Origin of the sequence: Alkaliphilus oremlandii OhILAs, from assembly GCF_000018325.1 — a bacterium.
Lineage (GTDB): Bacteria > Bacillota > Clostridia > Peptostreptococcales > Natronincolaceae > Alkaliphilus_B > Alkaliphilus_B oremlandii.
The window spans coordinates 542,692-568,534 of the sequence record NC_009922.1; the positions used below are offsets into that span (position 1 = coordinate 542,692).

Annotated in this window: 34 protein-coding genes and 1 other annotated feature; all 34 genes read left to right on the top strand. The window is 37.5% G+C overall.

Annotated elements, in window-relative coordinates; translation table 11 throughout:
• Positions 1-19: 19 nt before the first annotated feature.
• The 34 genes from secE (at position 20) to rplO (ending at position 25,842) form a co-directional block, all read left to right on the top strand.
• Positions 20-247 carry a preprotein translocase subunit SecE gene (gene secE / locus CLOS_RS02485; RefSeq protein WP_242649589.1) on the top strand — a complete coding sequence of 76 codons (228 nt, stop codon included), beginning with the start codon at positions 20-22 and terminating at the stop codon, positions 245-247.
• 58 nt (positions 248-305) lie between these two features.
• Positions 306-824, top strand: a complete 519-nt coding sequence (gene nusG, locus CLOS_RS02490) for a transcription termination/antitermination protein NusG (protein ID WP_012158356.1) — start codon at positions 306-308, stop codon at positions 822-824.
• Between the two features lie 79 nt (positions 825-903).
• On the top strand, positions 904-1,329 hold the full coding sequence (gene rplK, locus CLOS_RS02495; protein ID WP_012158357.1) for a 50S ribosomal protein L11: 426 nt from the start codon (positions 904-906) through the stop codon (positions 1,327-1,329).
• Positions 1,330-1,399: 70 nt separating this feature from the next.
• Positions 1,400-2,098: a 50S ribosomal protein L1 gene (gene rplA / locus CLOS_RS02500; protein ID WP_012158358.1), complete on the top strand. Its 699-nt coding sequence runs from the start codon at positions 1,400-1,402 to the stop codon at positions 2,096-2,098.
• Positions 2,099-2,166: 68 nt separating this feature from the next.
• Positions 2,167-2,300, top strand: a sequence feature (ribosomal protein L10 leader region).
• A 50-nt stretch (positions 2,301-2,350) separates the two neighbouring features.
• Complete coding sequence (gene rplJ / locus CLOS_RS02505) at positions 2,351-2,854, top strand: 50S ribosomal protein L10 (protein ID WP_012158359.1); 504 nt, start codon at positions 2,351-2,353, stop codon at positions 2,852-2,854.
• Positions 2,855-2,914: 60 nt separating this feature from the next.
• Positions 2,915-3,280: a 50S ribosomal protein L7/L12 gene (gene rplL / locus CLOS_RS02510; RefSeq protein WP_012158360.1), complete on the top strand. Its 366-nt coding sequence runs from the start codon at positions 2,915-2,917 to the stop codon at positions 3,278-3,280.
• Positions 3,281-3,862: 582 nt separating this feature from the next.
• On the top strand, positions 3,863-7,585 hold the full coding sequence (rpoB, locus tag CLOS_RS02515; RefSeq protein ID WP_041719561.1) for a DNA-directed RNA polymerase subunit beta: 3,723 nt from the start codon (positions 3,863-3,865) through the stop codon (positions 7,583-7,585).
• 97 nt (positions 7,586-7,682) lie between these two features.
• Complete coding sequence (gene rpoC / locus CLOS_RS02520) at positions 7,683-11,222, top strand: DNA-directed RNA polymerase subunit beta' (protein ID WP_012158362.1); 3,540 nt, start codon at positions 7,683-7,685, stop codon at positions 11,220-11,222.
• Between the two features lie 128 nt (positions 11,223-11,350).
• The gene (locus tag CLOS_RS02525) at positions 11,351-11,593 is read left to right on the top strand and encodes a ribosomal L7Ae/L30e/S12e/Gadd45 family protein (RefSeq protein ID WP_012158363.1); all 243 of its coding nucleotides are present in this window, start codon (positions 11,351-11,353) and stop codon (positions 11,591-11,593) included.
• Positions 11,594-11,754: 161 nt separating this feature from the next.
• Positions 11,755-12,177: a 30S ribosomal protein S12 gene (gene rpsL, locus CLOS_RS02530; protein WP_012158364.1), complete on the top strand. Its 423-nt coding sequence runs from the start codon at positions 11,755-11,757 to the stop codon at positions 12,175-12,177.
• A 125-nt stretch (positions 12,178-12,302) separates the two neighbouring features.
• The gene (rpsG, locus tag CLOS_RS02535; protein WP_012158365.1) at positions 12,303-12,773 is read left to right on the top strand and encodes a 30S ribosomal protein S7; all 471 of its coding nucleotides are present in this window, start codon (positions 12,303-12,305) and stop codon (positions 12,771-12,773) included.
• A gap of 80 nt (positions 12,774-12,853) precedes the next feature.
• On the top strand, positions 12,854-14,926 hold the full coding sequence (gene fusA, locus CLOS_RS02540) for an elongation factor G (protein ID WP_012158366.1): 2,073 nt from the start codon (positions 12,854-12,856) through the stop codon (positions 14,924-14,926).
• 119 nt (positions 14,927-15,045) lie between these two features.
• Complete coding sequence (gene tuf / locus CLOS_RS02545) at positions 15,046-16,239, top strand: elongation factor Tu (protein WP_012158353.1); 1,194 nt, start codon at positions 15,046-15,048, stop codon at positions 16,237-16,239.
• A 325-nt stretch (positions 16,240-16,564) separates the two neighbouring features.
• Positions 16,565-16,879: a 30S ribosomal protein S10 gene (gene rpsJ / locus CLOS_RS02550; protein ID WP_012158367.1), complete on the top strand. Its 315-nt coding sequence runs from the start codon at positions 16,565-16,567 to the stop codon at positions 16,877-16,879.
• Positions 16,880-16,973: 94 nt separating this feature from the next.
• Positions 16,974-17,606, top strand: a complete 633-nt coding sequence (gene rplC / locus CLOS_RS02555) for a 50S ribosomal protein L3 (protein ID WP_012158368.1) — start codon at positions 16,974-16,976, stop codon at positions 17,604-17,606.
• 26 nt (positions 17,607-17,632) lie between these two features.
• Positions 17,633-18,256, top strand: coding sequence for a 50S ribosomal protein L4 (rplD, locus tag CLOS_RS02560; protein WP_012158369.1), 624 nt, complete (start codon positions 17,633-17,635; stop codon positions 18,254-18,256).
• Positions 18,256-18,546 (top strand): 50S ribosomal protein L23, encoded by a 291-nt coding sequence (rplW, locus tag CLOS_RS02565; protein ID WP_012158370.1) that lies wholly within the window; start codon positions 18,256-18,258, stop codon positions 18,544-18,546. The genes rplD and rplW overlap by 1 nt, the downstream gene beginning before the upstream one ends.
• Positions 18,547-18,580: 34 nt before the next feature.
• On the top strand, positions 18,581-19,411 hold the full coding sequence (gene rplB, locus CLOS_RS02570; RefSeq protein WP_012158371.1) for a 50S ribosomal protein L2: 831 nt from the start codon (positions 18,581-18,583) through the stop codon (positions 19,409-19,411).
• Between the two features lie 45 nt (positions 19,412-19,456).
• Positions 19,457-19,738, top strand: coding sequence for a 30S ribosomal protein S19 (rpsS, locus tag CLOS_RS02575; RefSeq protein WP_012158372.1), 282 nt, complete (start codon positions 19,457-19,459; stop codon positions 19,736-19,738).
• 31 nt (positions 19,739-19,769) lie between these two features.
• On the top strand, positions 19,770-20,102 hold the full coding sequence (rplV, locus tag CLOS_RS02580) for a 50S ribosomal protein L22 (RefSeq protein WP_012158373.1): 333 nt from the start codon (positions 19,770-19,772) through the stop codon (positions 20,100-20,102).
• Between the two features lie 18 nt (positions 20,103-20,120).
• A complete protein-coding gene (gene rpsC, locus CLOS_RS02585; protein WP_012158374.1) occupies positions 20,121-20,837 on the top strand; it encodes a 30S ribosomal protein S3 in 717 nt (238 codons plus the stop codon).
• 32 nt (positions 20,838-20,869) lie between these two features.
• Positions 20,870-21,313 carry a 50S ribosomal protein L16 gene (gene rplP / locus CLOS_RS02590; RefSeq protein WP_012158375.1) on the top strand — a complete coding sequence of 148 codons (444 nt, stop codon included), beginning with the start codon at positions 20,870-20,872 and terminating at the stop codon, positions 21,311-21,313.
• The gene (gene rpmC / locus CLOS_RS02595; protein ID WP_012158376.1) at positions 21,303-21,506 is read left to right on the top strand and encodes a 50S ribosomal protein L29; all 204 of its coding nucleotides are present in this window, start codon (positions 21,303-21,305) and stop codon (positions 21,504-21,506) included. The genes rplP and rpmC overlap by 11 nt, the downstream gene beginning before the upstream one ends.
• Positions 21,507-21,540: 34 nt before the next feature.
• On the top strand, positions 21,541-21,795 hold the full coding sequence (gene rpsQ / locus CLOS_RS02600) for a 30S ribosomal protein S17 (RefSeq protein ID WP_012158377.1): 255 nt from the start codon (positions 21,541-21,543) through the stop codon (positions 21,793-21,795).
• A 26-nt stretch (positions 21,796-21,821) separates the two neighbouring features.
• Positions 21,822-22,190 carry a 50S ribosomal protein L14 gene (gene rplN, locus CLOS_RS02605; protein WP_012158378.1) on the top strand — a complete coding sequence of 123 codons (369 nt, stop codon included), beginning with the start codon at positions 21,822-21,824 and terminating at the stop codon, positions 22,188-22,190.
• Positions 22,191-22,208: 18 nt separating this feature from the next.
• Positions 22,209-22,517, top strand: a complete 309-nt coding sequence (rplX, locus tag CLOS_RS02610; RefSeq protein ID WP_012158379.1) for a 50S ribosomal protein L24 — start codon at positions 22,209-22,211, stop codon at positions 22,515-22,517.
• A gap of 28 nt (positions 22,518-22,545) precedes the next feature.
• The gene (gene rplE / locus CLOS_RS02615) at positions 22,546-23,085 is read left to right on the top strand and encodes a 50S ribosomal protein L5 (RefSeq protein ID WP_012158380.1); all 540 of its coding nucleotides are present in this window, start codon (positions 22,546-22,548) and stop codon (positions 23,083-23,085) included.
• A gap of 12 nt (positions 23,086-23,097) precedes the next feature.
• The gene (locus CLOS_RS02620; RefSeq protein ID WP_012158381.1) at positions 23,098-23,283 is read left to right on the top strand and encodes a type Z 30S ribosomal protein S14; all 186 of its coding nucleotides are present in this window, start codon (positions 23,098-23,100) and stop codon (positions 23,281-23,283) included.
• A 23-nt stretch (positions 23,284-23,306) separates the two neighbouring features.
• Positions 23,307-23,705, top strand: coding sequence for a 30S ribosomal protein S8 (gene rpsH, locus CLOS_RS02625; protein WP_012158382.1), 399 nt, complete (start codon positions 23,307-23,309; stop codon positions 23,703-23,705).
• Between the two features lie 29 nt (positions 23,706-23,734).
• Complete coding sequence (gene rplF / locus CLOS_RS02630) at positions 23,735-24,274, top strand: 50S ribosomal protein L6 (protein WP_012158383.1); 540 nt, start codon at positions 23,735-23,737, stop codon at positions 24,272-24,274.
• Positions 24,275-24,293: 19 nt separating this feature from the next.
• Positions 24,294-24,662 (top strand): 50S ribosomal protein L18, encoded by a 369-nt coding sequence (gene rplR / locus CLOS_RS02635; protein ID WP_012158384.1) that lies wholly within the window; start codon positions 24,294-24,296, stop codon positions 24,660-24,662.
• A gap of 18 nt (positions 24,663-24,680) precedes the next feature.
• Positions 24,681-25,187 (top strand): 30S ribosomal protein S5, encoded by a 507-nt coding sequence (gene rpsE / locus CLOS_RS02640; RefSeq protein ID WP_012158385.1) that lies wholly within the window; start codon positions 24,681-24,683, stop codon positions 25,185-25,187.
• 13 nt (positions 25,188-25,200) lie between these two features.
• The gene (gene rpmD, locus CLOS_RS02645; RefSeq protein ID WP_012158386.1) at positions 25,201-25,380 is read left to right on the top strand and encodes a 50S ribosomal protein L30; all 180 of its coding nucleotides are present in this window, start codon (positions 25,201-25,203) and stop codon (positions 25,378-25,380) included.
• 18 nt (positions 25,381-25,398) lie between these two features.
• On the top strand, positions 25,399-25,842 hold the full coding sequence (gene rplO / locus CLOS_RS02650) for a 50S ribosomal protein L15 (protein WP_012158387.1): 444 nt from the start codon (positions 25,399-25,401) through the stop codon (positions 25,840-25,842).
• Position 25,843 lies beyond the last annotated feature (1 nt).

A 25,843-nucleotide genomic window follows, 5' to 3' on the forward strand; every position in this document is an offset into this window, starting at 1 on the left:
AGAACTTCTTTAAAAGGATGTGAAGCAAGAAATGACTACCCCAACAAACACGAATAGTGAAAAATCGAGAGACTTTAGTAAGTTTATCAAGGGTGTTCGATCAGAACTTAAGAAGGTTAATTGGCCTAACAAAAAGGAATTAACAAACAATAGTGTTGTAGTTGTTATTACCGTTACGTTAGCTACAGTTGCCATTTGGGCAATAGACTCAATTTTAGGCTATGGCTTAAACCTTATAATTAGATAATATATTTCGCTTAAAAGGAGGGAGAGTATCCTGTTGCTGAAAGAGGGTGCTCCTATATATGTCCGAAAAAGCAAGATGGTATGTAATGCATACTTATTCTGGTCATGAAAACAAAGTAAAGATGAACATTGAAAAGATGGTTGAAAACAGAGGAATGGAAGATATTATCTTAGAAGTAAAAGTGCCGACAGAAGAGAAGATTGAAATTAAAAATGGCAAAAAAAAGGTAAAAGAATCCAAATTATTCCCAGGATATGTTCTAGTAAAAATGTTTATGACGGATGAATCTTGGTATTTAGTAAGAAATACAAGAGGTGTTACTGGTTTTGTTGGGCCAAGCTCAAAGCCAATACCACTGACAGATCAAGAAATAAAGTCTATGGGAGTAGAAGAGCCTAGAATAGAAATTGACGTTAAAGTTGGAGAAAGCATTAAGGTTATTTCTGGTCCTTTTGAAACATTTATTGGAACAATTGATCATATCAATCTTGAAAAACAAACCTTAAAGGTTCGTATTTCAATGTTTGGAAGAGAAACGCCTGTTGAACTTGAATTTGATCAAATAGAAAAAATTTAAGATGAATACAGTAGGTAAGATGTTTTTTTTATGCAATTCTTTAGGAAGGATTGCAATGATTAAGGAGGTGTAAAACAATATGGCAAAGAAAATAGTTGGACAAATCAAATTACAAATCAATGCAGGAAAGGCAACACCAGCACCACCAGTTGGACCGGCTTTAGGACAACACGGTGTAAACATCATGGGATTCTGTAAAGAATTTAATGCTAAAACTGCAGATCAAGCTGGATTAATTATTCCAGTTGTTATTTCTGTTTACCAAGATAGATCCTACAGCTTTATCACAAAAACTCCACCGGCTGCAGTTCTAATTAAAAAAGCTATTGGAATTCAAAGTGGATCTGGTGAACCGAATAAGAAAAAAGTTGCTAAGATCTCTAAAGATAAAATTAGAGAAATTGCTGAATTAAAAATGCCTGACTTAAACGCTGCGTCTTTAGAAGCTGCTATGAGCATGATTTCTGGAACAGCTAGAAGTATGGGTGTTGTAGTAGAAGACTAAGGTCCGTCTACTTTTAACGCAGTGGGAGGTTCTCACTAAAAACCGTTAATACCACAAGGAGGTAAGAGAAATGGCTAAAAAAGGTAAAAAGTATCAAGAAGCATTAAAATTAGTTGATAAAACTAATTTATATGATCCAAAAGAAGCAATCGAGCTTGCAAAGAAAACAGCAACTGCTAAATTCGATGAGACTGTAGAGGCACACATCAAATTAGGTGTTGACTCAAGACACGCAGATCAACAAGTAAGAGGTGCTGTTGTACTACCACATGGTACTGGTAAAACAGTTAGAATCCTTGTATTTGCAAAGGGTGAAAAAGCGATCGAGGCTGAGAAGGCTGGAGCTGACTATGTAGGTGGAGACGAATTAGTAGCAAAAATTCAAGGTGAAAACTGGTTTGAATTTGACGTTGTAGTTGCAACACCAGATATGATGGGTGTTGTAGGTAGACTAGGTAGAGTATTAGGACCAAAAGGTTTAATGCCAAACCCAAAATCAGGAACTGTAACATTCGATTTAACAAAAGCTGTTAATGAGATTAAAGCTGGTAAAGTTGAATATAGATTAGACAAAACAAATATTATTCACGTTCCTCTGGGTAAAGCTTCTTTCGAAGAAACTCAACTTGTAGAAAACTTTAGAACATTGTTGGATGCTGTTGTAAAAGCAAAACCAGCAGCTGCAAAAGGTCAATATCTAAAGAGCATTACAGTAACTTCTACAATGGGACCTGGAATTAAAATAAACCCACTTAAAGTAATGGAATAATTTTCTTGTGAATAACAAGAATTAATCATTGACATAAACCTAATTTATTGATAAAATTATTTACGTTGTTAAAAATGAATATTTTGCCGTAGATAGTAGGTGCCTAAGCTTAAATATCCTACCGAGGCTTTGAATAAATAAAATCAAAGATCTCGTTATATCTATATATAGAAAAGATAGGGCGAGGTCTTATTTTAATTAATAAAACGGCAAAGTACAGTGTGAATAGTTTAAAAGGAGGTGGATCACCGAATGGTAAAAGCAATCGATATTAAAAAAGAACAAGTAGCGGAAATTACTGATAAACTTCAAAGATCTGCATCTGCTATCGTAGTAGACTATAGAGGATTAAAGGTTGAAGAGGTAACAGAGCTTAGAAAGCAATGTAGAGAAAAAGGTCTTGAGTATAAAGTATACAAGAACACTTTAACTAGATTGGCAGCTGAGAATGCAGGAATGAAGGAACTTGTTGGTGAATTAGTTGGACCGAATGCTATTGTATTCAGTTATGATGATCCTGTTGCTGCTGCCAAGGTTGCAAGTGAGTTTGCAAAAACTCATAAAAACCTAGAGTTAAAAGCAGGACTCGTTGAAGGCGTACTTTACAAAGACGCTCAACTTGAAGAATTCGCTTCAATCCCATCAAGAGAAGTTCTTATTGCTAAACTTCTTGGAAGCTTCAAAGCTCCAATTTCAAACTTTGCTTACTTAATTAAAGCAATCGCTGACAAGAAAGAAGCAGAAGGACAAGCTTAGTAACAAAATTGATATACCAAAAAACTATAAAAATGAAATAGAAAAGCGGAGGTGCTTGTAATGACAATTGAACAAATTTTAGAAGCAATTGAAAATATGAAAGTTTTAGAATTAAACGAATTAGTTAAAGCAGCTGAAGAGAAATTCGGAGTATCTGCATCAGCTCCAGTTGTAGTTGGTGGACCAGTAGCAGGTGCTGCAGTAGAAGAAGAGCAAACAGAGTTTGACGTAGTATTAGAAAACGCTGGTGCATCTAAAATCAACGTTATCAAAGTAGTAAGAGAGTTAACAGGACTTGGCTTAAAAGAAGCTAAAGAAGCTGTAGATGGCGCTCCTAAGACATTAAAAGAAGGAGTTTCTAAAGAAGAAGCAGAACAAATCAAAGCGAAGCTAGAAGAAGCAGGAGCTGCAGTAACAGTTAAGTAATCAATTAAAAAATAAAAAAGGGACTCCAGGAAACTGGAGTACCTTTTTATTATATAAAATTATAAAAAAACTCCCCTAACCATTGCATTAGAGGAATAAACTTTGACTTCGATTAATTTTTTAACTCTTCTATAATTATACTACATTTTTTATAACTTTACTAGACCATAACTCTAATTAAAATAATTCCTAGAATGTATTGACAACTTGACAAGCACGTGGTAGAATTATAAATTGCATACTAGTCTTTAATTTAAAGCTTTTTTTAATTTACATATTGGATTATGTAAGGGAGTAAGCTTGTAAACTACATAATTTTAGAATGAATTATAATAAAATCCAAACATCGCAAAGTAAAAGATTTTATTTTTTTCATTTGTATAAAAAAAAGCGAGAAGGCAATAGTATAAGAGATTGTTATAAACGGAAAATAAGCAAAAATAGTAATAATGCGATATGAGCAATACGGAATTTTAAGCACTTCATGTTTTTAACTAATTTAAAAGCTGAGTGCGCTATGAAGTATTGGCTAGAGCCAATACGGAATTTTAATAGTAAATAATACAAGGGGTGAATTGTATGATGCCACATCCTGTCCAGCTCGGTAAGAAAACTAGAATGAGCTATTCACAAATCGATGAGGTTTTAGAAATGCCGAATCTTATCGACCTGCAGAAGGACTCCTATCAATGGTTTCTAGACGAAGGATTGAAAGAGGTTTTCGATGATGTTTCACCAATTGAAGACTATACAGGAAATCTGATCTTAGAATTTGTTGACTATTCACTGGATGAAAATCCGAAGTATAATATTGAGGATTCTAAAGAGAGAGACGTTACTTATGCAGCGCCATTAAAGGTAAAAGTTCGACTGATCAATAAAACAACAGGTGAAGTTAAAGAACAAGAAGTATTTATGGGAGATTTCCCTCTGATGACGGACACTGGAACCTTTATCATCAATGGAGCTGAAAGGGTAATCGTTAACCAATTAGTACGTTCTCCAGGCGTGTACTACAGTAGAGAATTTGACAAGACAGGAAAGCAATTATTCTCTGCTACTGTGATCCCGAACCGGGGTGCATGGTTGGAATACGAAACAGATTCAAATGATATTGTGTCGGTTCGAATTGATCGTACTCGTAAGCAACCTGTAACAGTACTTTTAAGAGCCCTAGGCTATGGTTCAGATGCTCAAATAAAAGAACTTTTAGGTGAAGATGAACGTTTATTAGCTACATTAGAAAAAGATAGCACGAAGACAACGGACGAGGCTCTATTAGAGATCTATAAAAAGCTGCGTCCAGGAGAACCACCAACCGTTGAAAATGCTAAATCTTTACTTAGAACCTTATTCTTTGATCCGAAGCGATATGATTTAGCAAAAGTAGGTAGATATAAGTTTAATAAGAAGCTATCTCTAGCCAATCGTATCTTAGGTAAAAAAGCTGCTGCTAATATTGTAGATCCAAGTACTGGAGAAATTTTAGTAGAAGAAGGCACTAAAATAGATCGAGAGACTTCCATCATGGTTCAAGACTCTGGTATCAATGAAGTGTTTATTTATGCAGAAGATAATAAAGTGATTAAAGTTCTAGGAAACCATTTCGTTAATATTAATAAGCATATTCCTTTTAATATCGAGGAATTGAAAATTAGCGATAAGGTATATTATCCAGTTCTAAAAGAAATCCTAGATACCTTCTCCCAAGAAGAAGATATTCGTGATGCTTTAAAAGAGCGGGCAAAAGAACTGAGTCCAAAACATATTATCATTGCAGATATCATTGCATCCATTAGCTATGAATTCAACCTAGCACACGATACCGGCAATATTGATGATATTGACCATTTAGGAAATAGAAGATCACGTTCTGTAGGAGAATTACTACAAAATCAATTTAGAATTGGACTTTCCAGAATGGAGAGAGTAGTAAAAGAACGTATGACAATTCAAGATGTTGACTTAGCCACACCACAGGCTTTAATTAATATTCGACCAGTTGCGGCAGCCATTAAAGAGTTCTTTGGAAGTTCTCAGCTGTCACAATTTATGGATCAAAACAATCCATTATCAGAGTTAACGCATAAAAGGAGATTATCTGCTCTAGGACCTGGAGGTCTTTCACGAGAGAGAGCAGGCTTCGAGGTTCGTGACGTACACAACTCCCACTATGGACGTATGTGCCCAATCGAGACACCGGAGGGACCAAATATCGGTCTTATTAATACCTTGAGTACGTACGCAAGGGTAAATGAATACGGATTTATTGAATCACCATATAGAAAAGTAGATAAGAAACGGGGCGTTGTAACCAATGTGATTGAGTACCTAACTGCTGACGAGGAAGACCTACTTGTGATTGCCCAAGCAAACGAACCTTTAGATGAAGAAGGTCGATTTGTAAATAAGAGAATTGCTTGTAGAATGCAATTTGGTGCCATCGATATTGCTCCAGCAAATGAAGTTGATTACATGGACGTATCTCCAAAGCAGGTTGTATCTGTTGCTACTGCTATGATTCCCTTCCTTGAAAATGATGACGCCAACCGTGCGTTAATGGGAGCGAACATGCAAAGACAGGCCGTGCCTCTTCTAATTACTGATGCACCAATTATCGGTACGGGGATGGAGTATCAATCTGCAAAGGACTCCGGCGTTGTTATTTTAGCAAAGCATGATGGCGTAATCGATCGATTATCTTCTAATGAAATCGTTATTAAACGCGATAAGGATGGACAAAAAGATCGATATAAATTATTAAAATTTAAACGCTCTAACCAAGGAACTTGTATTAACCAACGTCCAATTGTATCAAAGGGCGAGCGAGTAAAAGCTGGCGATGTCATTGCAGATGGGCCTTCAACCAATCAAGGGGAAATTGCCCTTGGTAGAAACTGTCTCATCGGGTTTATGACATGGGAAGGCTACAACTACGAGGATGCGATTTTAATTAACGAAAAACTTGTAAAAGAGGATTCTTTAACATCCATCCATATCGAAGAATATGAAGCTGAAGCAAGGGATACAAAGCTAGGGCCTGAGGAGATCACAAGAGATATTCCGAACGTTGGGGAGGAAGCTTTAAAGGACCTAGACGAAAGAGGTATTATTCGTATCGGTGCGGAGGTTCAATCTGGAGATATTCTAGTTGGAAAAGTTACGCCAAAAGGTGAAACAGAGCTTACGGCAGAAGAAAGACTCTTGAGAGCAATTTTTGGTGAGAAGGCAAGGGAAGTAAGAGATACATCTTTAAAGGTACCTCATGGAGAGTCCGGTATCATTGTAGATATCAAAGTATTCTCTCGTGAAAATGGAGACGAATTACCGCCAGGGGTAAACGAACTTGTCAGAGCCTATATTGCTCAAAAAAGAAAGATTAACGTTGGAGATAAAATGGCGGGACGTCATGGTAATAAAGGGGTTATCTCTAGGGTACTTCCTGCAGAGGATATGCCATTCTTAGCAGACGGTACACCTTTAGAAATCGTTCTAAACCCACTAGGGGTACCATCTCGTATGAACATCGGTCAGGTATTAGAAGTACACTTAGGTCTAGCTGCTAAGTCGCTAGGCTGGAATGTTGCAACACCAGTATTTGACGGTGCCAATGAGCATGATATCATGGACGCTCTTGAAATGGCAGGGTTCTCACGAAGCGGTAAGGTAAAGCTATACGATGGAAGAACTGGAGAGCCTTTTGATAATGATGTAACCGTAGGATATATGTATATGTTAAAACTGCATCACCTTGTTGATGATAAGATCCACGCCAGAAGTACAGGACCTTACTCTTTAGTTACACAGCAGCCTTTAGGTGGTAAGGCCCAATTCGGTGGACAGAGATTTGGTGAGATGGAGGTTTGGGCACTGGAGGCATACGGTGCTGCACATACACTCCAAGAGATCTTAACCGTAAAATCTGACGACGTTGTTGGTCGTGTAAAGACTTATGAATGTATTGTAAAGGGTGAAAACATACCGGAGCCAGGTGTGCCAGAATCCTTCAAGGTTTTAATTAAAGAGTTACAAAGCTTATGTTTAGATGTAAAAGTATTGACTGAAGAAGATTCTGAAATCGAAATTAAAGAATCTGTTGAAGACGATAGCGGTGAACTTAGCATTGAGTACGGAGATCTTACTTATGAAGCAGATGGAGAACTTGAAATAATAGAGCCAGCTGAAGAAGAGCAGGATACCGATGTAGATTATATAACCGAAGATGATTTCGAGAGTCCGGACCCGGAAATCGATTTTGATGAAAAGTATTTAGAGGACGATTTTAATTCTTATGATGACTTTTAAGTAGTCGGATGTGATTTTAATTCCTATGATGACTTTTAAGTAGTCGGTTAAGTTATAAGGAAGCTTAGTTAGACTATATAGAAGGGAGAGAAACTCCTTGTACGAATTAAATAATTTTGAATCAATCAAAATAGCATTGGCTTCTCCAGAAAAAATTAGACAGTGGTCTAAGGGGGAAGTTAAGAAACCTGAAACTATTAACTACAGAACATTGAAGCCAGAAAAAGAAGGTTTATTCTGTGAAAAGATATTCGGACCTACCAAGGACTGGGAATGTCATTGTGGAAAATATAAGAGGGTTAGATATAAGGGAGTAGTATGTGATCGTTGTGGTGTTGAGGTAACAAAATCTAAGGTAAGAAGAGAGAGAATGGGGCATATCGAGCTTGCTGCCCCAGTTTCTCACATTTGGTATTTCAAAGGAATACCGAGTAGAATGGGACTTCTTTTAGATATGTCTCCAAGATCCTTAGAAAAAGTATTATACTTTGCAGCTTATATCGTAATTGACCCAGGTGAAACTGGATTGACAGAGAAGCAGGTTTTAACTGAGAAAGAGTACAGTGAAGCCATTGAAAAGTATGGTAGTGGTAGCTTTAAAGCTGGAATGGGTGCAGAATCTGTTAAAAAGCTGTTAGAAAACATTGACTTAGAGGAACTGTATAAGGATTTAAGAAGCAAGCTAAAGGAAAGTACGGGACAAAAAAGAATCCGTACCATCAGACGACTAGAGGTTGTTGATGCGTTTAAGCATTCAGGAAACAAACCAGAATGGATGATCTTAGACGTGATTCCTGTAATCCCACCAGAGCTAAGACCGATGGTACAATTAGATGGTGGAAGATTTGCTACTTCAGATCTAAATGACTTATATCGAAGAGTAATCAACCGTAATAACAGATTAAAGAGATTGTTAGATTTAGGCGCCCCAGATATTATTGTTCGAAATGAAAAAAGAATGCTGCAAGAAGCTGTAGATGCATTGATCGACAATGGTAGAAGAGGGAAGCCAGTAACTGGACCAGGAAATAGACCATTGAAATCCCTATCGGATATGCTGAAAGGAAAGCAAGGTCGTTTCCGTCAAAACTTACTAGGAAAACGTGTAGACTATTCCGGTCGTTCCGTTATCGTAGTTGGTCCAGAGCTAAAGTTCTATCAATGTGGTCTGCCTAAGAAGATGGCATTGGAGCTATTTAAACCATTTGTAATGAAAAAGCTGGTTGAAGATAACCATGCACACAATATCAAGAGTGCAAAGCGAATGGTAGAAAAGGTTAAACCAGAGGTTTGGGATGTACTGGAAGAAGTCATCCGTGAGCATCCTGTACTTTTAAACCGTGCCCCTACATTGCATAGATTAGGGATTCAGGCATTTGAACCTGTATTAGTTGAAGGAAAGGCGATCAAACTTCACCCGTTGGTATGTACTGCATATAATGCGGACTTTGACGGTGACCAAATGGCGGTACACGTTCCTTTATCCGTAGAGGCTCAAGCGGAAGCAAGATTCTTGATGCTTGCACCAAACAACATTCTAGCGCCGAAAGATGGCCAACCAATTACGACGCCGACACAGGATATGATCCTAGGAAGCTACTATTTAACAATAGAGCAAGAAGGCGTTCAAGGGGAAGGCATGATCTTTAAGGATCATGATGAAATGTTGATGGCATATGCTAATAAAGCTGTTCATTTACATGCTAGAGTTAAGGTGAGAAGAAAGCTTCACCCTGAAGATAAAGGACGATTGGTAGAAAGTACTGTAGGAAGATTTATATTTAACGAAGAAATTCCACAGAACTTAGGCTTTGTTGATCGAAAGAAAGACCCATACGCTCTCGAGGTGGACTTCTTATGTGACAAAAAAGCATTGGGGAAAGTTATTGACAAATGCTTTAGAAAACATGGCAATACAATTACAGCAATCATGCTTGATTATATTAAGAAAACAGGATTTAGATATTCTACTCAGGGAGCTATTACAATCGCCGTAGGCGATATGGAGGTTCCAAAGGAAAAAGGAGAATTAATTTCCTTAGCTGAGGAAAAAGTTGATAAGTATGAAAAGGCATTTAGAAGGGGACTTATCTCTGACGAAGAAAGATATGAAAAGGTTATTGAAACCTGGAGTGAAACGACAGAGAAGGTAACAGAAGCATTAATGGCAACACTAGGTTCCATGAACAATATGTTCATCATGGCACATTCAGGGGCGAGGGGTAGTAAAAACCAAATTCGTCAGCTGGGTGGTATGCGTGGACTGATGGCCAATGCCACTGGTAAAACTGTAGAAATCCCGATTAAAGCCAACTTCCGTGAAGGTCTTACGGTATTAGAATATTTCATTTCTACCCACGGTGCTAGAAAGGGTCTTGCGGATACAGCCCTACGTACAGCGGACTCTGGATACTTAACGAGACGTCTTGTTGACGTTAGTCAGGACGTTATTATTAGAGAAATCGATTGCGGTAGTCAAGAAGGAAGTAATATCAAGGCGTTAAAAGACGGAAATGAGGTTATCGAAGAACTGTACGATCGTATCGTTGGACGATATACCTTAGAAGAGGTCATCCACCCTGAAACAGGAGAAGTGATGATCGGTAAAAATGAGATGATCCTAGAGGATATGGCAGAAGAAATCTGTGCTCTTGGTATTGAATCTGTAAAAATACGTTCTGCATTAAAGTGTCAAACACGACACGGTGTTTGTGCCCATTGCTACGGTAGAAACTTGGCTACTGGAGAAGCGGTTAAAGTTGGTGAAGCAGTTGGTATCATTGCTGCACAATCCATCGGTGAGCCGGGTACACAGCTTACAATGCGTACATTCCATACAGGTGGTGTTGCTGGTGCCGATATCACACAAGGTCTTCCAAGGGTAGAAGAGCTATTTGAGGCTAGAAAACCAAAGGGTCTTGCAATTATCAGTGAGCTCAGCGGAACTGTAAAGGTTGTAGAAACTAAGAAAAAACGTGAAGTAATCGTTACGGATGAACATGGTGAAAGCAACACTTACACCATTCCATATGGTTCCAGAATGAAAGTAAGAGATGGAGAATTTGTGGAGCTAGGAGACGAAATTACGGATGGTTCTGTAAATCCACATGATATTTTAAGAATCAAAGACGTGGCTGGCGTACAAAATTATATCATCAAAGAAGTTCAGAGGGTATATCGACTGCAGGGTGTTGATATCAACGATAAGCATATTGAGGTAATCGTTCGCCAAATGCTGAACAAGGTAAAAATTGAAGAAGCTGGCGATACAAACTTATTGCCTGGTAGCTTAGAGACGATTTTCAAATATGAAGAAGAAAATGCAAGAACCATTGCTGCGGGTGGAGAACCAGCAGACGGTAAGCCAGTATTACTGGGTATTACCAAGGCATCTCTGGCTACAGAATCCTTCTTATCTGCTGCTTCCTTCCAGGAAACTACCAGAGTATTAACAGAAGCAGCCATCAAAGGAAAAGAAGATCATTTAATTGGTCTGAAAGAAAATGTAATTATTGGTAAGCTGATTCCTGCCGGTACTGGATTGAAACGATATAAAAATATAGCGTTGAACACAGAAGAGGTTGCACAGGAAGAAATTGAAGATACGATAGAGGAAATCGTGGAAGAAAATCTATAGTATAAATAAAAGGTTGACACCCATTTTTACAGGTGTTAAAATATTAGAGGTATTGATTAAAAGTTGACTTTTTTATGATCTGGGAGATCAGCTTATCTCCCAGGTAGTTAAAAAGGGAGGAAACTTTCATGTTAGAGAAACTAGAGACTCAAAACAAAACCGTTGGAATTAAACAATCAATGAAAGCATTAAACCAAGATCGCGTAGCCGTTCTATTTATTGCAAGAGATGCAGAAGATTATTTAGTACAAAATATGAAGCAAATGGCAGATGGTAAACATGTGCAAATTGTGGATGCAGCTTCTATGAAGGAGCTGGGTAAGGCCTGCGGTATTGATGTAGGCGCTGCAGTAGCAGCAGTTTTAAAGTAATATACAGCTTAGGAAGGGCCATTTATCTGATAGTATACTACAGATAAATATAGATTTTGAGCACTTGAAACTCTATCTAGAGTTGAGTGCGACATAAAGTTTGTGAGCCTGAGCGAACAAATTTTATTTTGTTTTTCTATTATTGGAAGGAGGTGCAATAGATGCCAACAATTAACCAGTTAGTACGTAAGGGAAGATATGTAGAAGAGTACAAGTCAACAGCTCCTGCATTACAAAAAGGAATGAACACTCTAAGAAAAAAAGCTACTGACATAAGTGCTCCACAAAAAAGAGGAGTTTGTACTTCTGTAAAAACTGTTACTCCTAAAAAACCGAACTCAGCCTTAAGAAAAGTTGCAAGGGTTCGTTTAACAAATGGAATTGAAGTAACAGCTTACATCCCAGGTATAGGCCATAACCTACAAGAGCACAGTGTTGTTCTAATTAGGGGAGGAAGGGTAAAAGACTTACCAGGGGTTCGTTACCATATTGTTAGAGGTGCGTTAGACACAGCAGGTGTTGCCAATAGACAACAATCAAGATCTAAATATGGTGCTAAGAAACCTAAAGCAGCTAAGAAATAATGAATCGGAGCGATTTTAATATAGATTATTCCCATTAGGAATATAGCATATAAAGTAGCGCACTACGGTAGCCAGTGCTATCGAGTACCGATGAACAACTCTATTATATTGAGGAGGGAAGAAACGTGCCAAGAAAAGGAAGCGTACCTAAAAGAGAAGTGTTACCTGATCCAATTTACGGTAGTAAAGTTATCAGTAAATTAATCAATGGTATTATGTTAGATGGAAAAAAAGGTGTTGCACAAAAAATCGTTTATGATGCTTTAGCATTAATAAATGAAAGAACAGGTGAAGACGCTCTAGAGGTATTTGAGAAAGCTATGAACAACATCATGCCTGTATTAGAAGTAAAGGCAAGACGTGTTGGTGGAGCAAACTACCAAGTACCAGTAGAGGTTCGATCTGATAGAAGACAGACATTAGGAATCAGATGGTTGGTAAACTATACAAGAGCTAGAGGCGAAAAAGGTATGGTTGAAAAACTAGCGAAGGAAATTATAGATGCTTCTAACAGTACAGGAGCAACTGTTAAAAAGAAAGAAGATACACACAAAATGGCAGAAGCAAACAAAGCCTTTGCACACTACAGATGGTAAAAAAATGCTTGAAAAAGCATTTTTAAATGCTATCTGTGTAAGGTTCGTATACTGCAGATTTGCATGAGAGGAGGATTACTGTGCCAAGGCAGATATCCCTAGAAAAAACAAGAAATATTGGTATAATGGCGCATATTGACGCCGGAAAAACAACAACTACTGAAAGAATCCTATTCTATGCTGGAAAAATCCGTAAAGTAGCAGAAACTCATGAGGGTGGAGCTCAAATGGACTGGATGGAACAGGAAAAAGAAAGAGGTATCACAATTACCTCTGCTGCTACAACTTGTCAGTGGAAAGAACATAAGGTTAACATCATAGATACACCAGGACACGTGGACTTTACTGTAGAGGTAGAGCGTTCCCTAAGGGTACTAGATGGATCTGTGGCTGTATTCTGTGCAAAGGGTGGGGTTCAACCTCAGTCTGAAACAGTTTGGAGACAAGCTGATAAGTACAGAGTACCTAGAATGGCATTCATTAACAAAATGGATATTCTAGGTGCAGACTTCTACCAAACAATTGGTATGATTAAGGATAGACTAGGAACAAATCCAGTTCCTCTACAATTACCAATCGGTAAAGAGGATACTTTTGTGGGTATTGTTGACCTTATTAAAATGAACGCTGTTATCTACAAAGATGATTTAGGTCAAGATATGGAAACCACAGAAATTCCTGAAGATATGAAAGAATTAGCTCGAGAGTACAGAGAGAAGTTAGTGGAAGCAGCTGCTGAAACTGACGAAGAGTTAATGATGAAATATCTAGAGGGTGAGGAGTTAACAGAAGAAGAAATCGTAGCTGGTATTAGAAGAGGTACAGTTAATGTACAATTTACACCAGTTATATGTGGATCTTCTTACAAAAATAAAGGCGTACAATTATTGCTTGATGCAGTAGTTGCTTATATGCCATCTCCGCTAGATATACCTGCTATTAAAGGAATTACTCCAGATGATGAAGAAGAAGTTGAAAGACATTCTGACGATAATGAGCCATTCTCTGCTTTAGCATTTAAGATCATGGCTGACCCTTATGTTGGAAAGTTAGCTTTTTTCAGAGTTTACTCAGGAGTACTTGATGCTGGTTCTCACGTATTAAATTCTACAAAGGGTAAGAGAGAGAGAATTGGGCGTATTCTACAAATGCATGCGAATACAAGAGAAGAAGTCTCTACTGTATATGCAGGAGATATAGCGGCTGCAGTAGGTCTTAAAGATACAACAACAGGAGATACATTATGTGATCCTGATCACGTTGTAATTCTTGAGTCTATGGTATTCCCAGAGCCAGTTATTCACGTTGCGGTAGAACCGAAAACAAAAGCTGGTCAAGAAAAAATGGGCATTGCACTACAAAAACTTGCTGAAGAGGATCCTACCTTTAAGACTTATACTGATGAAGAAACTGGTCAAACCATCATCGCTGGTATGGGAGAGCTTCACTTAGAAATTATCGTAGATCGACTTCTAAGAGAATTCAAGGTTGAAGCGAATGTTGGTAAACCTCAGGTTGCATACAAAGAAACAATCACTCAAGCGGTTGAAGTTGAATGCAAATACGCTCGCCAATCTGGTGGACGTGGACAATACGGTCATGTTAAAATCCGTGTTATTCCTCAAGAGCCAGGTAAAGGTTATGAGTTTGCTAACCAAGTGGTTGGTGGAACTATTCCTAAGGAATATATCCCAGCTGTTGATGCTGGTATCCAAGGTGCTATGCAAGCAGGTGTTCTTGGAGGATATGAAGTTGTTGACGTTAGAGTTGAGTTATATGATGGTTCTTACCATGATGTTGACTCTTCTGAAATGGCCTTCAAGATTGCTGGTTCTATGGCATTCAAAGATGGTATGAGAAAAGGTAAGGCAGTATTGCTTGAGCCTTATATGAAGGTTGAAGTTACTACACCAGAAGATTATATGGGCGAGGTTATTGGTGACCTGAACTCAAGACGTGGTAAGATTGAAGGTATGGAAGCAAGATCAAACGGAATGCAAGTTATCAACGCATACGTTCCGCTATCTGAAATGTTTGGATATGCGACAGACCTTCGTTCTAAGACACAAGGTCGTGCAACTTACTCAATGCACTTTGATCATTATGAAGCAGTACCTGCAAGTATTGCTGAAAAAATTACAGCTAGCAAATAGTATGAATATCTATATGGAATAGCAGGAAATCTCTTCTGCTATTCCAAAACAGATATGATTTACTTAATAAATACTGATACAGTATATAAAATTAAATGTATAATTAAGGAGGCAGCAAAATGGCAAAGGAAAAATTCGACAGAAGTAAACCCCATGTAAACATTGGAACAATTGGACACGTAGACCATGGAAAAACAACATTAACAGCAGCAATCACAAATACATTAAACACAAGATATGGAACAGGAGCAGCAGTAGCATTCGATAAAATCGATAAAGCTCCAGAAGAAAGAGAAAGAGGAATCACAATTTCAACATCTCACGTAGAGTACGAAACACCAAACAGACACTACGCACACGTAGACTGCCCAGGTCACGCGGACTACGTAAAGAACATGATCACAGGAGCAGCACAAATGGACGGAGCAATCCTAGTATGTTCAGCAGCAGATGGTCCAATGCCACAAACAAGAGAGCATATCCTATTATCAAGACAAGTAGGTGTACCATACATCGTAGTATTCTTAAACAAATGTGATATGGTAGATGACGAAGAATTATTAGAGTTAGTAGAGATGGAAGTAAGAGATCTATTAAACGAGTATGAATTCCCAGGAGACGATACACCAATCGTAAGAGGATCAGCATTACAAGCATTAAATGATCCAGCAGGCCCATGGGGAGATAAGATCGTAGAATTATTCGAGCATATCGACACATATATTCCTGAACCAACAAGAGCAATAGACAAATCATTCCTAATGCCAGTAGAGGACGTATTCTCAATTACAGGTAGAGGAACAGTAGCAACAGGAAGAGTAGAAAGAGGAATCATCAAGGTACAAGACGAAGTTGAGTTAGTAGGACTTCAAGAAGATTCAAGAAAGATTGTAGTAACAGGAGTAGAGATGTTCAGAAAGTTATTAGACCAAGCGCAAGCAGGAGATAACGTAGGATTACTATTAAGAGGAATCCAAAGAACAGAGATCCAAAGAGGACAAGTATTATGTAAGCCAGGAACAATCAAACCACATACAAAGTTCAAGGCAGAGGTATACGTATTAAAGAAAGAAGAAGGTGGAAGACATACACCATTCTTCGATGGATACAGACCACAATTCTACTTTAGAACAACAGACGTAACAGGTGCAACAAAGTTACCAGACGGAATGGAAATGGTAATGCCAGGAGATAACGTAACAATGGAAATCGACTTAATTCACCCAATCGCAATAGAAGAAGGACTAAGATTTGCGATTCGTGAAGGTGGAAGAACAGTAGGATCCGGCGTAGTTGCTTCTATCATCGAGTAATTAAATAGCTGATATATTTTACAAGTTTAGAAGAAGGGGGAACTCTTCTTCTAAACTTGCATTATTTATAAAAAAATATAGAAAAAAATATAAAAAAAAGCTTGAAACTTACACCATTATATTATAAACTATATTAGTGTGTTAAATGGCGATGAAGTGGAAGGTTGCCCAAAGGGGAAATTTTCACAGAGCATGTCTAGATCAAAGAATCGGGCGACAAGACCTAATTGTCCTGTTTTATAAATGCAACACACCCGGGACAGTGTATCGTGGGTCTGAGTCGTACGTCAAGGAAATCACGTGCGATGAGAAGGAGGGAAATTAAATGGCTAAGAACAATCAAAAAATTAGAATCAGATTAAAAGCATATGATCATATGGCATTAGATCAATCTGCTGAAAAAATTGTTGAAACTGCTAAGAAAAGTGGTGCAGAAGTTTCAGGTCCAGTTCCACTACCAACTGAAAAACAAATTATCACTATTCTAAGAGCTGTTCACAAATACAAAGATTCTAGAGAGCAGTTTGAAATGAGAACACATAAGAGATTAATTGATATTTTAAACCCAACTCCAAAAACTGTAGATGCATTAATGAGATTAGATTTACCTGCAGGAGTTGACATTGAAATCAAATTATAAACTCGAAAGAGCTAAGATAAAGAGATGTTGATTCATCCTATCTTAGAATGATTGGCATGGCTAATCCGCTGTAAGATTAATAGGAGGTGTAGATATGAAAGGTTTAGTAGGAAGAAAAATTGGTATGACACAGATGTTCGATGAAACAGGCTTAGTAATACCAGTAACAGTAATTGAAGTAGAAGCAAACGCAGTAACACAAGTAAAAACAATAGAAAAAGATGGTTATAACGCAATCCAAGTTGGATACGGTCAAATTAACGAGAGAAATGTTAATAAGCCAAGCAAAGGCCATTTTGATAAAGCAGGAGTAACACCAAAGAGATCTTTACAAGAATTTAGATTAGAAAGTACAGAAGGTTTCACTGCTGGACAAGAATTAAAAGCAGATCTTTTCAAAGCAGGAGACAAAGTAGATATTTCTGGTGTATCTAAAGGTAAAGGATTCCAAGGGGTTATCAAGAGACATAACCAAAGCAGAGGACCAATGGCTCACGGTTCTAGATACCACAGAGGTCCTGGATCTATGGGTGCTGCATCTTATCCTTCAAGAGTATTTAAGGGTAAAAAGCTTGCAGGACATATGGGTCATGAAAATGTAACAATCCAAAACCTTGAAGTTGTTAAGGTTGATGTAGAGAGAAACTTATTAATTGTAAAAGGTGCAGTACCAGGTCCAAAGAAGGGACTATTAACAATTAATACTAGTATAAAGCAAGGTAAATAATCTAGTAAGAGAAAGGAGGATGTAAAATGCCTAAAGTAGCTATATATAATGTTTCAGGACAACAAGTTAGTGAAATTGAACTAAGTGAAAACGTGTTCGGAGTAGAAGTAAATGAACATGCAATGTATGAGGTTGTAAAAAACCAATTAGCAAATAGAAGACAAGGTACTCAATCAGCAAAGACAAGAGCTGAGGTAAGAGGTGGCGGTAGAAAACCTTGGAAGCAAAAAGGAACAGGTAGAGCCCGTGTAGGAAGTATCCGTTCACCACTATGGGTTGGTGGAGGTATCGTATTTGCTCCAAAACCAAGAGATTACAGCTACACAATACCAAAGAAAGTTAGAAGATTAGCACTTAAATCTGCTCTTACTTCAAAAGTAAACAGCAATGAGCTAATCGTATTAGATGAATTAAAATTAGATGCTCCAAAAACAAAGGAAATGGTAAACATCCTTAAAAACTTAAATGTGGATAAGAAAGCTCTTATCGTAATGGGTGAGAAGAGTGAGGCTGTTATCAAATCTGCAAACAATATTCAAGGAGTACAAACAGCACTAGTGAACACAATTAATGTGTATGATATATTAAAGTATGATAAATTAATTATCACAAAAGATGCTGTTCAAAAAGTGGAGGAGGTGTACGCATAATGACAAATCCACATGATATCATTATAAAACCAATAATTACTGAAAACAGTATGGATGATATGGCAAGCAAAAAGTATACTTTTGCTGTAAACAAAAAAGCAAATAAAATCCAAGTAAAGCAAGCTGTTGAAGCAGTGTTTGGCGTAAAAGTTGAAAAAGTAAACACAATGAATATGATTGGTAAAGTAAAAAGAATGGGCGCAAAAGAAGGAAAACGTGCTGATTGGAAAAAGGCTATTGTAACATTAAGACCGGACAGCAAAGAAATCGAATTCTTCGAAGGTATGTAATTAGCCGATTTGAAATAAGAAGGAGGGAAACGAAATGGCTATAAGAAAGTTAAAACCTACTTCACCTGCTAAAAGACAAATGACTGTTTCTACTTTTGAAGAAATAACTACGAATCAACCAGAAAAGTCATTATTAGAACCAATTAAAAACAGCGGTGGTAGAAACTCATATGGTAGAATTACTGTACGTCATAGAGGTGGCGCACAAAAAAGACACTATAGAATTATAGACTTTAAAAGAAATAAAGATGGTGTACCTGCAAAGGTTGCAACAATAGAGTACGATCCAAACAGAAGTGCGAACATCGCGTTATTGCACTATGTTGATGGTGAGAAAAGATATATCATAGCACCTCAAGGATTAAAAGTTGGGGATATGGTGGAATCTGGACCAAATGCGGATATTAAAACAGGAAATGCTTTACCTTTAGCAAATATTCCAGTTGGTACAATGATTCACAATATCGAAATGAAGCCAGGTAAAGGTGCACAGCTTGTTAGAGCAGCTGGAAACTCAGCACAATTAATGGCAAAGGAAGGAAAACATGCACTTGTAAGACTTCCATCCACAGAGGTAAGATATCTTCCGATTGATTGTAAAGCTACAATTGGTCAAGTAGGAAACCAAGAACACGAAAACATTACAATTGGTAAAGCAGGACGTAAGAGAAACATGGGTATCAGACCTACAGTTAGAGGATCTGCAATGAACCCGAATGACCATCCACACGGTGGTGGAGAAGGTAGAACATCAATTGGACGACCAGCTCCTGTTACGCCATGGGGTAAACCAGCTCTTGGATATAAAACTCGTGATAGTAAGAAAGCTTCAAATAAAATGATTGTATCTAGAAGAAAGAAATAGGATAAGATCCTAAAAAGGTAAGCTATTGAAGGGAGGAAAAGAGCAATGAGTAGATCACTTAAAAAAGGACCTTTTATTCACCAAGGACTTCTTAAAAAAATAGAAGAGATGAACGCTAAAAACGAAAAAAAGGTAATTAAGACATGGTCTAGAGCGTCCACAATTTTCCCACAAATGATCGGTCATACAATCGCTGTTCATGACGGAAGAAAACACGTTCCGGTATATGTTACTGAAGATATGGTAGGTCATAAACTAGGAGAGTTCGCTTTAACAAGAACTTACAGAGGACATGACGACAACGAAAAAACAACAAAGAGAAAATAATTAGATTTTTATAAGGAAGGAGGTAGTTGTTGTGGAAGCAAAAGCAATCGTTAGGTACGTAAGAATCGCACCTAGAAAAGCACAACAAGTAGTTGACCTTGTTAGAGGTAAGAAGGTTGACGAAGCATTAGCAATTCTAAAATATACTCCAAAAGCAGCTGCGCCAATTGTTGAGAAGTTAGTAAAATCTGCTGTGGCAAATGCTGAAAACAATAATGGCATGGACATAGATCGTTTATATATTTCTGAGATCTATGCAAACCAAGGGCCAACAATGAAGAGATTTAGACCAAGAGCTATGGGTCGTGCAACAACTATTAGAAAAAGAACGAGTCATATCGAGGTTGTACTGAAGGAAAAATAAAGTTAAGGAGGGAAAAGAATGGGTCAAAAAGTAAATCCACATGGATTGCGTGTTGGTATCATCAAGGATTGGGATACGAAATGGTATGCCAACAAGAGAGACTTCGGAGATCTTTTAGTGGAAGATAATGAAATCCGTAAATTCGTTAAAAAGAAGCTTTTCTTATCTGGTGTTTCTAGAATTGAAATAGAGAGAGCGGCTAACAATAAAGTGAAAGTAAACGTTCATACTGCTAAGCCAGGAATGGTTATTGGTAAAGGTGGTCAAGGCGTTGAAGATCTAAGAAAAGATATCGAGAAAATCAGCAAGAAAAATGTTGCAGTAAATGTTATCGAGGTAAAACGCCCAGAAACAGATGCTCAATTAGTTGCTGAAAACGTTGCGTTCCAACTTGAAAGAAGGGTTTCCTTCAGAAGAGCAATGAAGCAAGTAATGCAAAGAGCAATGAAATCAGGAGCAAAAGGTATTAAGGTGGCTACTTCTGGAAGACTTGGTGGAGCAGAGATGGCTCGTACTGAAGGATATAGCCAAGGAAACGTACCACTTCAAACATTAAGAGCGGATATCAATTATGGATTTGCTGAGGCAGATACAACTTACGGTAAGCTAGGAATTAAAGTTTGGATATACAAAGGAGAAGTACTTCCTACTAAAGGTAGAGTAGCTTCTAACAATGAAGAAGTAGTTGGAAATGTTGAAAAGAACACAAGAGGCAAGAAAAGAGAAGCGAAATAAGTGGAATGCCTTTCGGGAAGGAGGAATAGTTCATGTTAATGCCTAAAAGAGTGAAACGTAGAAGAGTGCATAGAGGAAAAATGAGAGGTCAAGCCCATAAAGGAAATACAATTTCTTATGGCGAATATGGCTTAATGGCAATGGAGCCTGCATGGATTACTTCAAATCAAATTGAAGCAGCGCGTATTGCGATGACAAGATATATTAAAAGAGGGGGTAAAGTTTGGATTAAAATTTTCCCTCACAAACCAGTTACTAAAAAACCAGCTGAAACTCGTATGGGTGCCGGTAAAGGTTCACCAGAATATTGGGTAGCAGTTGTAAAACCAGGAAGAGTTATGTTCGAACTTTCAGGAGTTTCTGAAGAGAGAGCAAGAGAAGCGATGAGACTAGCTATGCATAAACTTCCAATCAAATGTAAATTTGTAACACGTGAAGATCAAGAAGTAAAGGGTGGTGAAGCTAATGAAAACTAAAGAAATGAGAGATATGACTAATGCTGAATTAGATCAAAGGCTAGCAGAATTAAAAGGTGAATTATTTAATTTACGTTTTCAATTAGCAACAGGCCAGCTTGAAAACCCTTTGAGAATTAGAAATGTTCGTAAGGATATTGCTAGAGCTAAGACAATCATTAGGGAAAATGAATTAAAGCAGGCAAGAGCGTAATATATAAAGTTCACAAGGAAGGGAGGCCAATCTCGTGGAAAGAAATCTTAGAAAGACAAGAGTAGGTCGAGTTGTAAGTGACAAAATGGATAAAACAATCACTGTTTTAGTAGAAGATTTTGTTCGTCATCCACTGTATGGAAAAGCTGTTAAAAGAACAAAAAAATTCAAAGCTCATGACGAGATGAATGAGTGTAGAATTGGGGATCGTGTAAGAATTATGGAAACTAAGCCTTTATCTAAAGATAAGAGATGGAGATTAGTTCAAATTGTAGAAAAAGCTAAGTAGGATAAGTAGCGAAGGGAGGTATTGTCATGATACAACAAGAATCACGTCTTAAAGTTGCGGATAACTCTGGAGCAAAAGAATTACTTTGTATTCGTGTATTAGGTGGAACAAGAAGAAAGTACGCTCATATCGGCGATGTAATCGTTTGTTCGGTTAAAAGTGCAACACCAGGCGGAGTTGTTAAAAAAGGACAAGTTGTAAAAGCTGTAGTAGTAAGAACTACAAACACTACAAGAAGAAAAGATGGAAGCTATATTAAGTTTGATGAGAATGCTGCTGTTATAATCAAAGACGACAAGCAACCTACTGGAACACGTATATTTGGACCTGTAGCCAGAGAACTTAGAGATAAGAACTTTATGAAAATAGTTTCATTAGCTCCGGAAGTACTATAGTCGAGGAGGTGTTTTAAAGTGCACGTTAAGAAAGGCGATACAGTAGTAGTAATCACTGGAAAAGATAAAGGTAAGAAGGGAAAAGTACTTCAAGTACTTCCTAAGAAAAACAGAGTTATTGTTGAAGGTGTAGCTATGGTGACTAAGCATCAAAAACCTAATCAACAAATGCAACAAGGTGGAAGAATCGAGCAAGAAGCTGCAATCGATGCTTCTAATGTAATGATTTGGGATAAAAAAGCGAACCAAGGTGTTAGAGTAGGATATAAATTAGAGAACGGTAAAAAAGTAAGAGTAAGTAAAAAGACCGGAGAAGTAATTGATTAAGGATATATGAAAGGAGGTACGCTTGAGAATGGCTAGACTTAAAGATATGTACAAAAGTGAAGTTGCTCCTGCTATGATGGAGAAGTTCGGATATAAAAGCGTAATGGAGATTCCAAAAATAGAGAAAATAGTAGTAAATATGGGCCTTGGTGATTCTAAGGACAATCCAAAAGGACTTGAAGCAGCGGTTAAAGAACTAGGAATCATTACTGGACAAAAGCCTGTTGTTACAAGAGCAAAGAAATCTGTTGCTAACTTTAAACTTCGTCAAGGAATGCCAATCGGCGCTAAAGTAACTTTAAGAGGAGAAAAAATGTATGAGTTTGCAGACAGACTACTAAACATTGCTCTTCCAAGGGTAAGAGACTTTAGAGGTGTAAATCCTAACGCCTTTGACGGTAGAGGAAACTATGCTTTAGGTATTAAAGAGCAATTAATTTTCCCAGAGATCGAATACGATAAAGTGGAAAAATTGCATGGAATGGACATCATCTTCGTAACAACTGCAAAAACAGACGAAGAAAGTCGGGAATTATTAAAACTAATGGGTATGCCTTTTGCAAAGTAAGGAGGGAAAAATGTGGCAAAAACGTCTCTTAAGGTAAAACAACAAAGAACACAGAAATACCAAACAAGAGAATACAGTAGATGTAAAATTTGTGGTAGACCACATGCTTATTTAAGAAAATTTGGCATTTGCCGTATTTGTTTCAGAGAATTAGCCTATAAAGGTCAAATACCAGGTGTTAAAAAAGCAAGCTGGTAAAGTTAAGGAAGGAGGGTTACGATATGACAATGACAGATCCAATAGCGGATATGCTGACTCGTATAAGAAATGGTAATATGGCAAAACATGAGACAATTGATATTCCTGCTTCAAACATGAAGAAAGAAATCGCAAACATTCTTCTTGAAGAAGGATTCATAAAAGGATTCGATGTAATCGAAGACGGTAAACAAGGCATTATTAGAATGCAATTAAAGTACGGAAAAAACAAAGAAAAAGTAATCACAGGTATCAAGAAAATATCTAAACCTGGATTAAGAGTGTATGCAAAGAAGGATGAGATTCCTAGAGTATTAGGTGGATTAGGAATTGCAATCATCTCCACTTCAAGAGGAATTATTACTGATAAAGTAGCTAGAAAAGAAGGCGTTGGCGGAGAGGTTATTGCTTACATCTGGTAATAGCAATCAACTTACAAGGAGGTGCGAATATGTCAAGAATAGGGTTAAGACCAATTGAAATACCGCAAGGTGTTGAAGTTAAAATAGATGAAAAGAACTTTGCTGTTGTAAAAGGACCAAAAGGTACTTTAGAACAACAATTAAGCAAAGATATGGAAATAAAAATTGAAGAAAACGTAATTAACGTTGTAAGACCTACTGATAACAAAAAACATAAATCATTACATGGTTTAACAAGAACTCTACTTTCTAACATGGTAGAAGGTGTAACAAAGGGTTACGAAAAGAAATTAGAATTAGTAGGTGTTGGATATAGAGCAAACAAGCAAGGAGATAAGCTTGTATTAACTCTTGGTTTCTCTCATCCAATTGAAATGGTTGATCCAGAAGGGATCACTGTAGAAGTTCCTTCTCAAACTGAAATCTTTGTTAAAGGAATCAATAAGCAAGTTGTAGGAAACTACGCTGCTAAAATTAGAGAATTAAGAAAACCTGAGCCATACAAAGGTAAGGGAGTTAAATACGCTAATGAGGTAATTAGACGTAAAGTAGGTAAGACAGGTAAGTAAGAGAAAGGAGTGAAACACGGTGTTTAAAAAAGTGAGCAAAAACGCGAACAGATTATCTAGACATCAAAGAGTTCGTAATAAAATTACTGGAACTCCTGAGCGTCCAAGATTAAATGTATACAGAAGCTTAACAAACATCTATGTTCAATTAATTGACGATGTGGCTGGAAAAACACTAGTTGCCGCTTCATCTTTAGACAAAGAAATTAAAGATCAAGTGAGCGCAACTGGAAATGCAGAAGCTGCTAAATTAGTTGGCCAATTAGTTGGAAAAAGAGCTTTAGAAAAAGGAATCGATACAGTAACATTTGACCGTGGTGGAAATATTTATCATGGTAGAATACAAGCTTTAGCTGAAGGTGCTAGAGAAGCTGGGCTTAAGTTTTAATAAGAAGGAGGGAAAGCAATGCACAACAAGCGAATCGATGCTAGCCAGCTTGAATTAAAAGAGCAGGTTGTTGATATAAAACGTGTTACAAAGGTTGTAAAAGGTGGTAGAAACTTTAGATTTTCAGCCCTAGTTATCGTTGGAGATGAAAACGGTTATGTTGGAGTTGGTTCCGGTAAAGCTATGGAGATTCCTGATGCGATAAGAAAAGGAATTGAAGACGCTAAGAAGAACCTTATTCATGTGCCAATTGTTGGGACTACTGTTCCTCACGAGACAATTGGAATATTTGGTGCTGGTAATGTTCTAATCATGCCTGCAAAAGAAGGTACAGGAATCATTGCTGGTGGACCAGTACGTACTGTATTAGAATTAGCTGGTTTCAAAGATGTTAGAGCAAAATCTTTAGGAACAAACAATGCTAAGAACATGGTAAATGCAGCAATTAATGGATTAAGCCAGTTAAAGAGAGCTGAAGAAGTAGCGAAACTAAGAGGTAAGTCCGTAGAAGAACTCTTAGGTTAGGAGGGAAGATACTATGGCAAAGGTAAGTATAAAACTAACAAAAAGTGTGATTGGTACAAAGCCTAATCAAAGAAAAACAGTTGAAGCTTTAGGCCTTAAGAAAATAGGTCAAGTGACTGAAAAAGAAATGACTCCTCAACTTAGAGGGATGATAGACGTAGTACAACATTTAGTAGAAGTAAAGGAAATATAAACTGAGGAGGTGTAGATTATGAAACTACATGAACTTAGACCTGCAGAAGGTGCCGTTAGAGACAGAAAAAGAAAAGGTAGAGGTACTGCAAGCGGTCTTGGAAAAACTGCTGGTCGTGGATCAAATGGTCAAAAAGCGCGTAGTGGCGGTGGAGTAAGACCGGGTTTTGAGGGAGGACAAATGCCTCTTTACAGAAGATTACCAAAACGTGGATTTACTAACATATTCGCAAATGTTTACAATGAAATTAATATTGATAGATTAAATGCTTTCGAAAATGGAACTGTAGTTACAGCAGAGCTTTTAAAAGAAACTGGCGTTATCAAAAAAATAGAAAAAGACGGAATCAAGATTCTAGGTAATGGCAACTTAGAAAAAAGCTTAACTGTACAAGCACAGAAATTTACTAAGTCTGCTATAGAGAAGATTGAAGCTGCTGGAGGAAAGGCAGAGGTGATGTAAG

Bases quoted from the DNA above. Each gene is read 5' to 3' on its own strand.
- nusG (WP_012158356.1), top strand. From the start codon at position 306: ATGTCCGAAAAAGCAAGATGGTATGTAATGCATACTTATTCTGGTCAT.
- rplK (WP_012158357.1), top strand. From the start codon at position 904: ATGGCAAAGAAAATAGTTGGACAAATCAAATTACAAATCAATGCAGGA.
- rplA (WP_012158358.1), top strand. From the start codon at position 1,400: ATGGCTAAAAAAGGTAAAAAGTATCAAGAAGCATTAAAATTAGTTGAT.
- rplJ (WP_012158359.1), top strand. From the start codon at position 2,351: ATGGTAAAAGCAATCGATATTAAAAAAGAACAAGTAGCGGAAATTACT.
- rplL (WP_012158360.1), top strand. From the start codon at position 2,915: ATGACAATTGAACAAATTTTAGAAGCAATTGAAAATATGAAAGTTTTA.
- rpoB (WP_041719561.1), top strand. From the start codon at position 3,863: ATGCCACATCCTGTCCAGCTCGGTAAGAAAACTAGAATGAGCTATTCA.
- CLOS_RS02525 (WP_012158363.1), top strand. From the start codon at position 11,351: ATGTTAGAGAAACTAGAGACTCAAAACAAAACCGTTGGAATTAAACAA.
- rpsL (WP_012158364.1), top strand. From the start codon at position 11,755: ATGCCAACAATTAACCAGTTAGTACGTAAGGGAAGATATGTAGAAGAG.
- tuf (WP_012158353.1), top strand. From the start codon at position 15,046: ATGGCAAAGGAAAAATTCGACAGAAGTAAACCCCATGTAAACATTGGA.
- rpsJ (WP_012158367.1), top strand. From the start codon at position 16,565: ATGGCTAAGAACAATCAAAAAATTAGAATCAGATTAAAAGCATATGAT.
- rplC (WP_012158368.1), top strand. From the start codon at position 16,974: ATGAAAGGTTTAGTAGGAAGAAAAATTGGTATGACACAGATGTTCGAT.
- rplD (WP_012158369.1), top strand. From the start codon at position 17,633: ATGCCTAAAGTAGCTATATATAATGTTTCAGGACAACAAGTTAGTGAA.
- rplW (WP_012158370.1), top strand. From the start codon at position 18,256: ATGACAAATCCACATGATATCATTATAAAACCAATAATTACTGAAAAC.
- rplB (WP_012158371.1), top strand. From the start codon at position 18,581: ATGGCTATAAGAAAGTTAAAACCTACTTCACCTGCTAAAAGACAAATG.
- rpsS (WP_012158372.1), top strand. From the start codon at position 19,457: ATGAGTAGATCACTTAAAAAAGGACCTTTTATTCACCAAGGACTTCTT.
- rpsC (WP_012158374.1), top strand. From the start codon at position 20,121: ATGGGTCAAAAAGTAAATCCACATGGATTGCGTGTTGGTATCATCAAG.
- rplP (WP_012158375.1), top strand. From the start codon at position 20,870: ATGTTAATGCCTAAAAGAGTGAAACGTAGAAGAGTGCATAGAGGAAAA.
- rpmC (WP_012158376.1), top strand. From the start codon at position 21,303: ATGAAAACTAAAGAAATGAGAGATATGACTAATGCTGAATTAGATCAA.
- rplN (WP_012158378.1), top strand. From the start codon at position 21,822: ATGATACAACAAGAATCACGTCTTAAAGTTGCGGATAACTCTGGAGCA.
- rplE (WP_012158380.1), top strand. From the start codon at position 22,546: ATGGCTAGACTTAAAGATATGTACAAAAGTGAAGTTGCTCCTGCTATG.
- rpsH (WP_012158382.1), top strand. From the start codon at position 23,307: ATGACAATGACAGATCCAATAGCGGATATGCTGACTCGTATAAGAAAT.
- rplF (WP_012158383.1), top strand. From the start codon at position 23,735: ATGTCAAGAATAGGGTTAAGACCAATTGAAATACCGCAAGGTGTTGAA.
- rpsE (WP_012158385.1), top strand. From the start codon at position 24,681: ATGCACAACAAGCGAATCGATGCTAGCCAGCTTGAATTAAAAGAGCAG.
- rpmD (WP_012158386.1), top strand. From the start codon at position 25,201: ATGGCAAAGGTAAGTATAAAACTAACAAAAAGTGTGATTGGTACAAAG.
- rplO (WP_012158387.1), top strand. From the start codon at position 25,399: ATGAAACTACATGAACTTAGACCTGCAGAAGGTGCCGTTAGAGACAGA.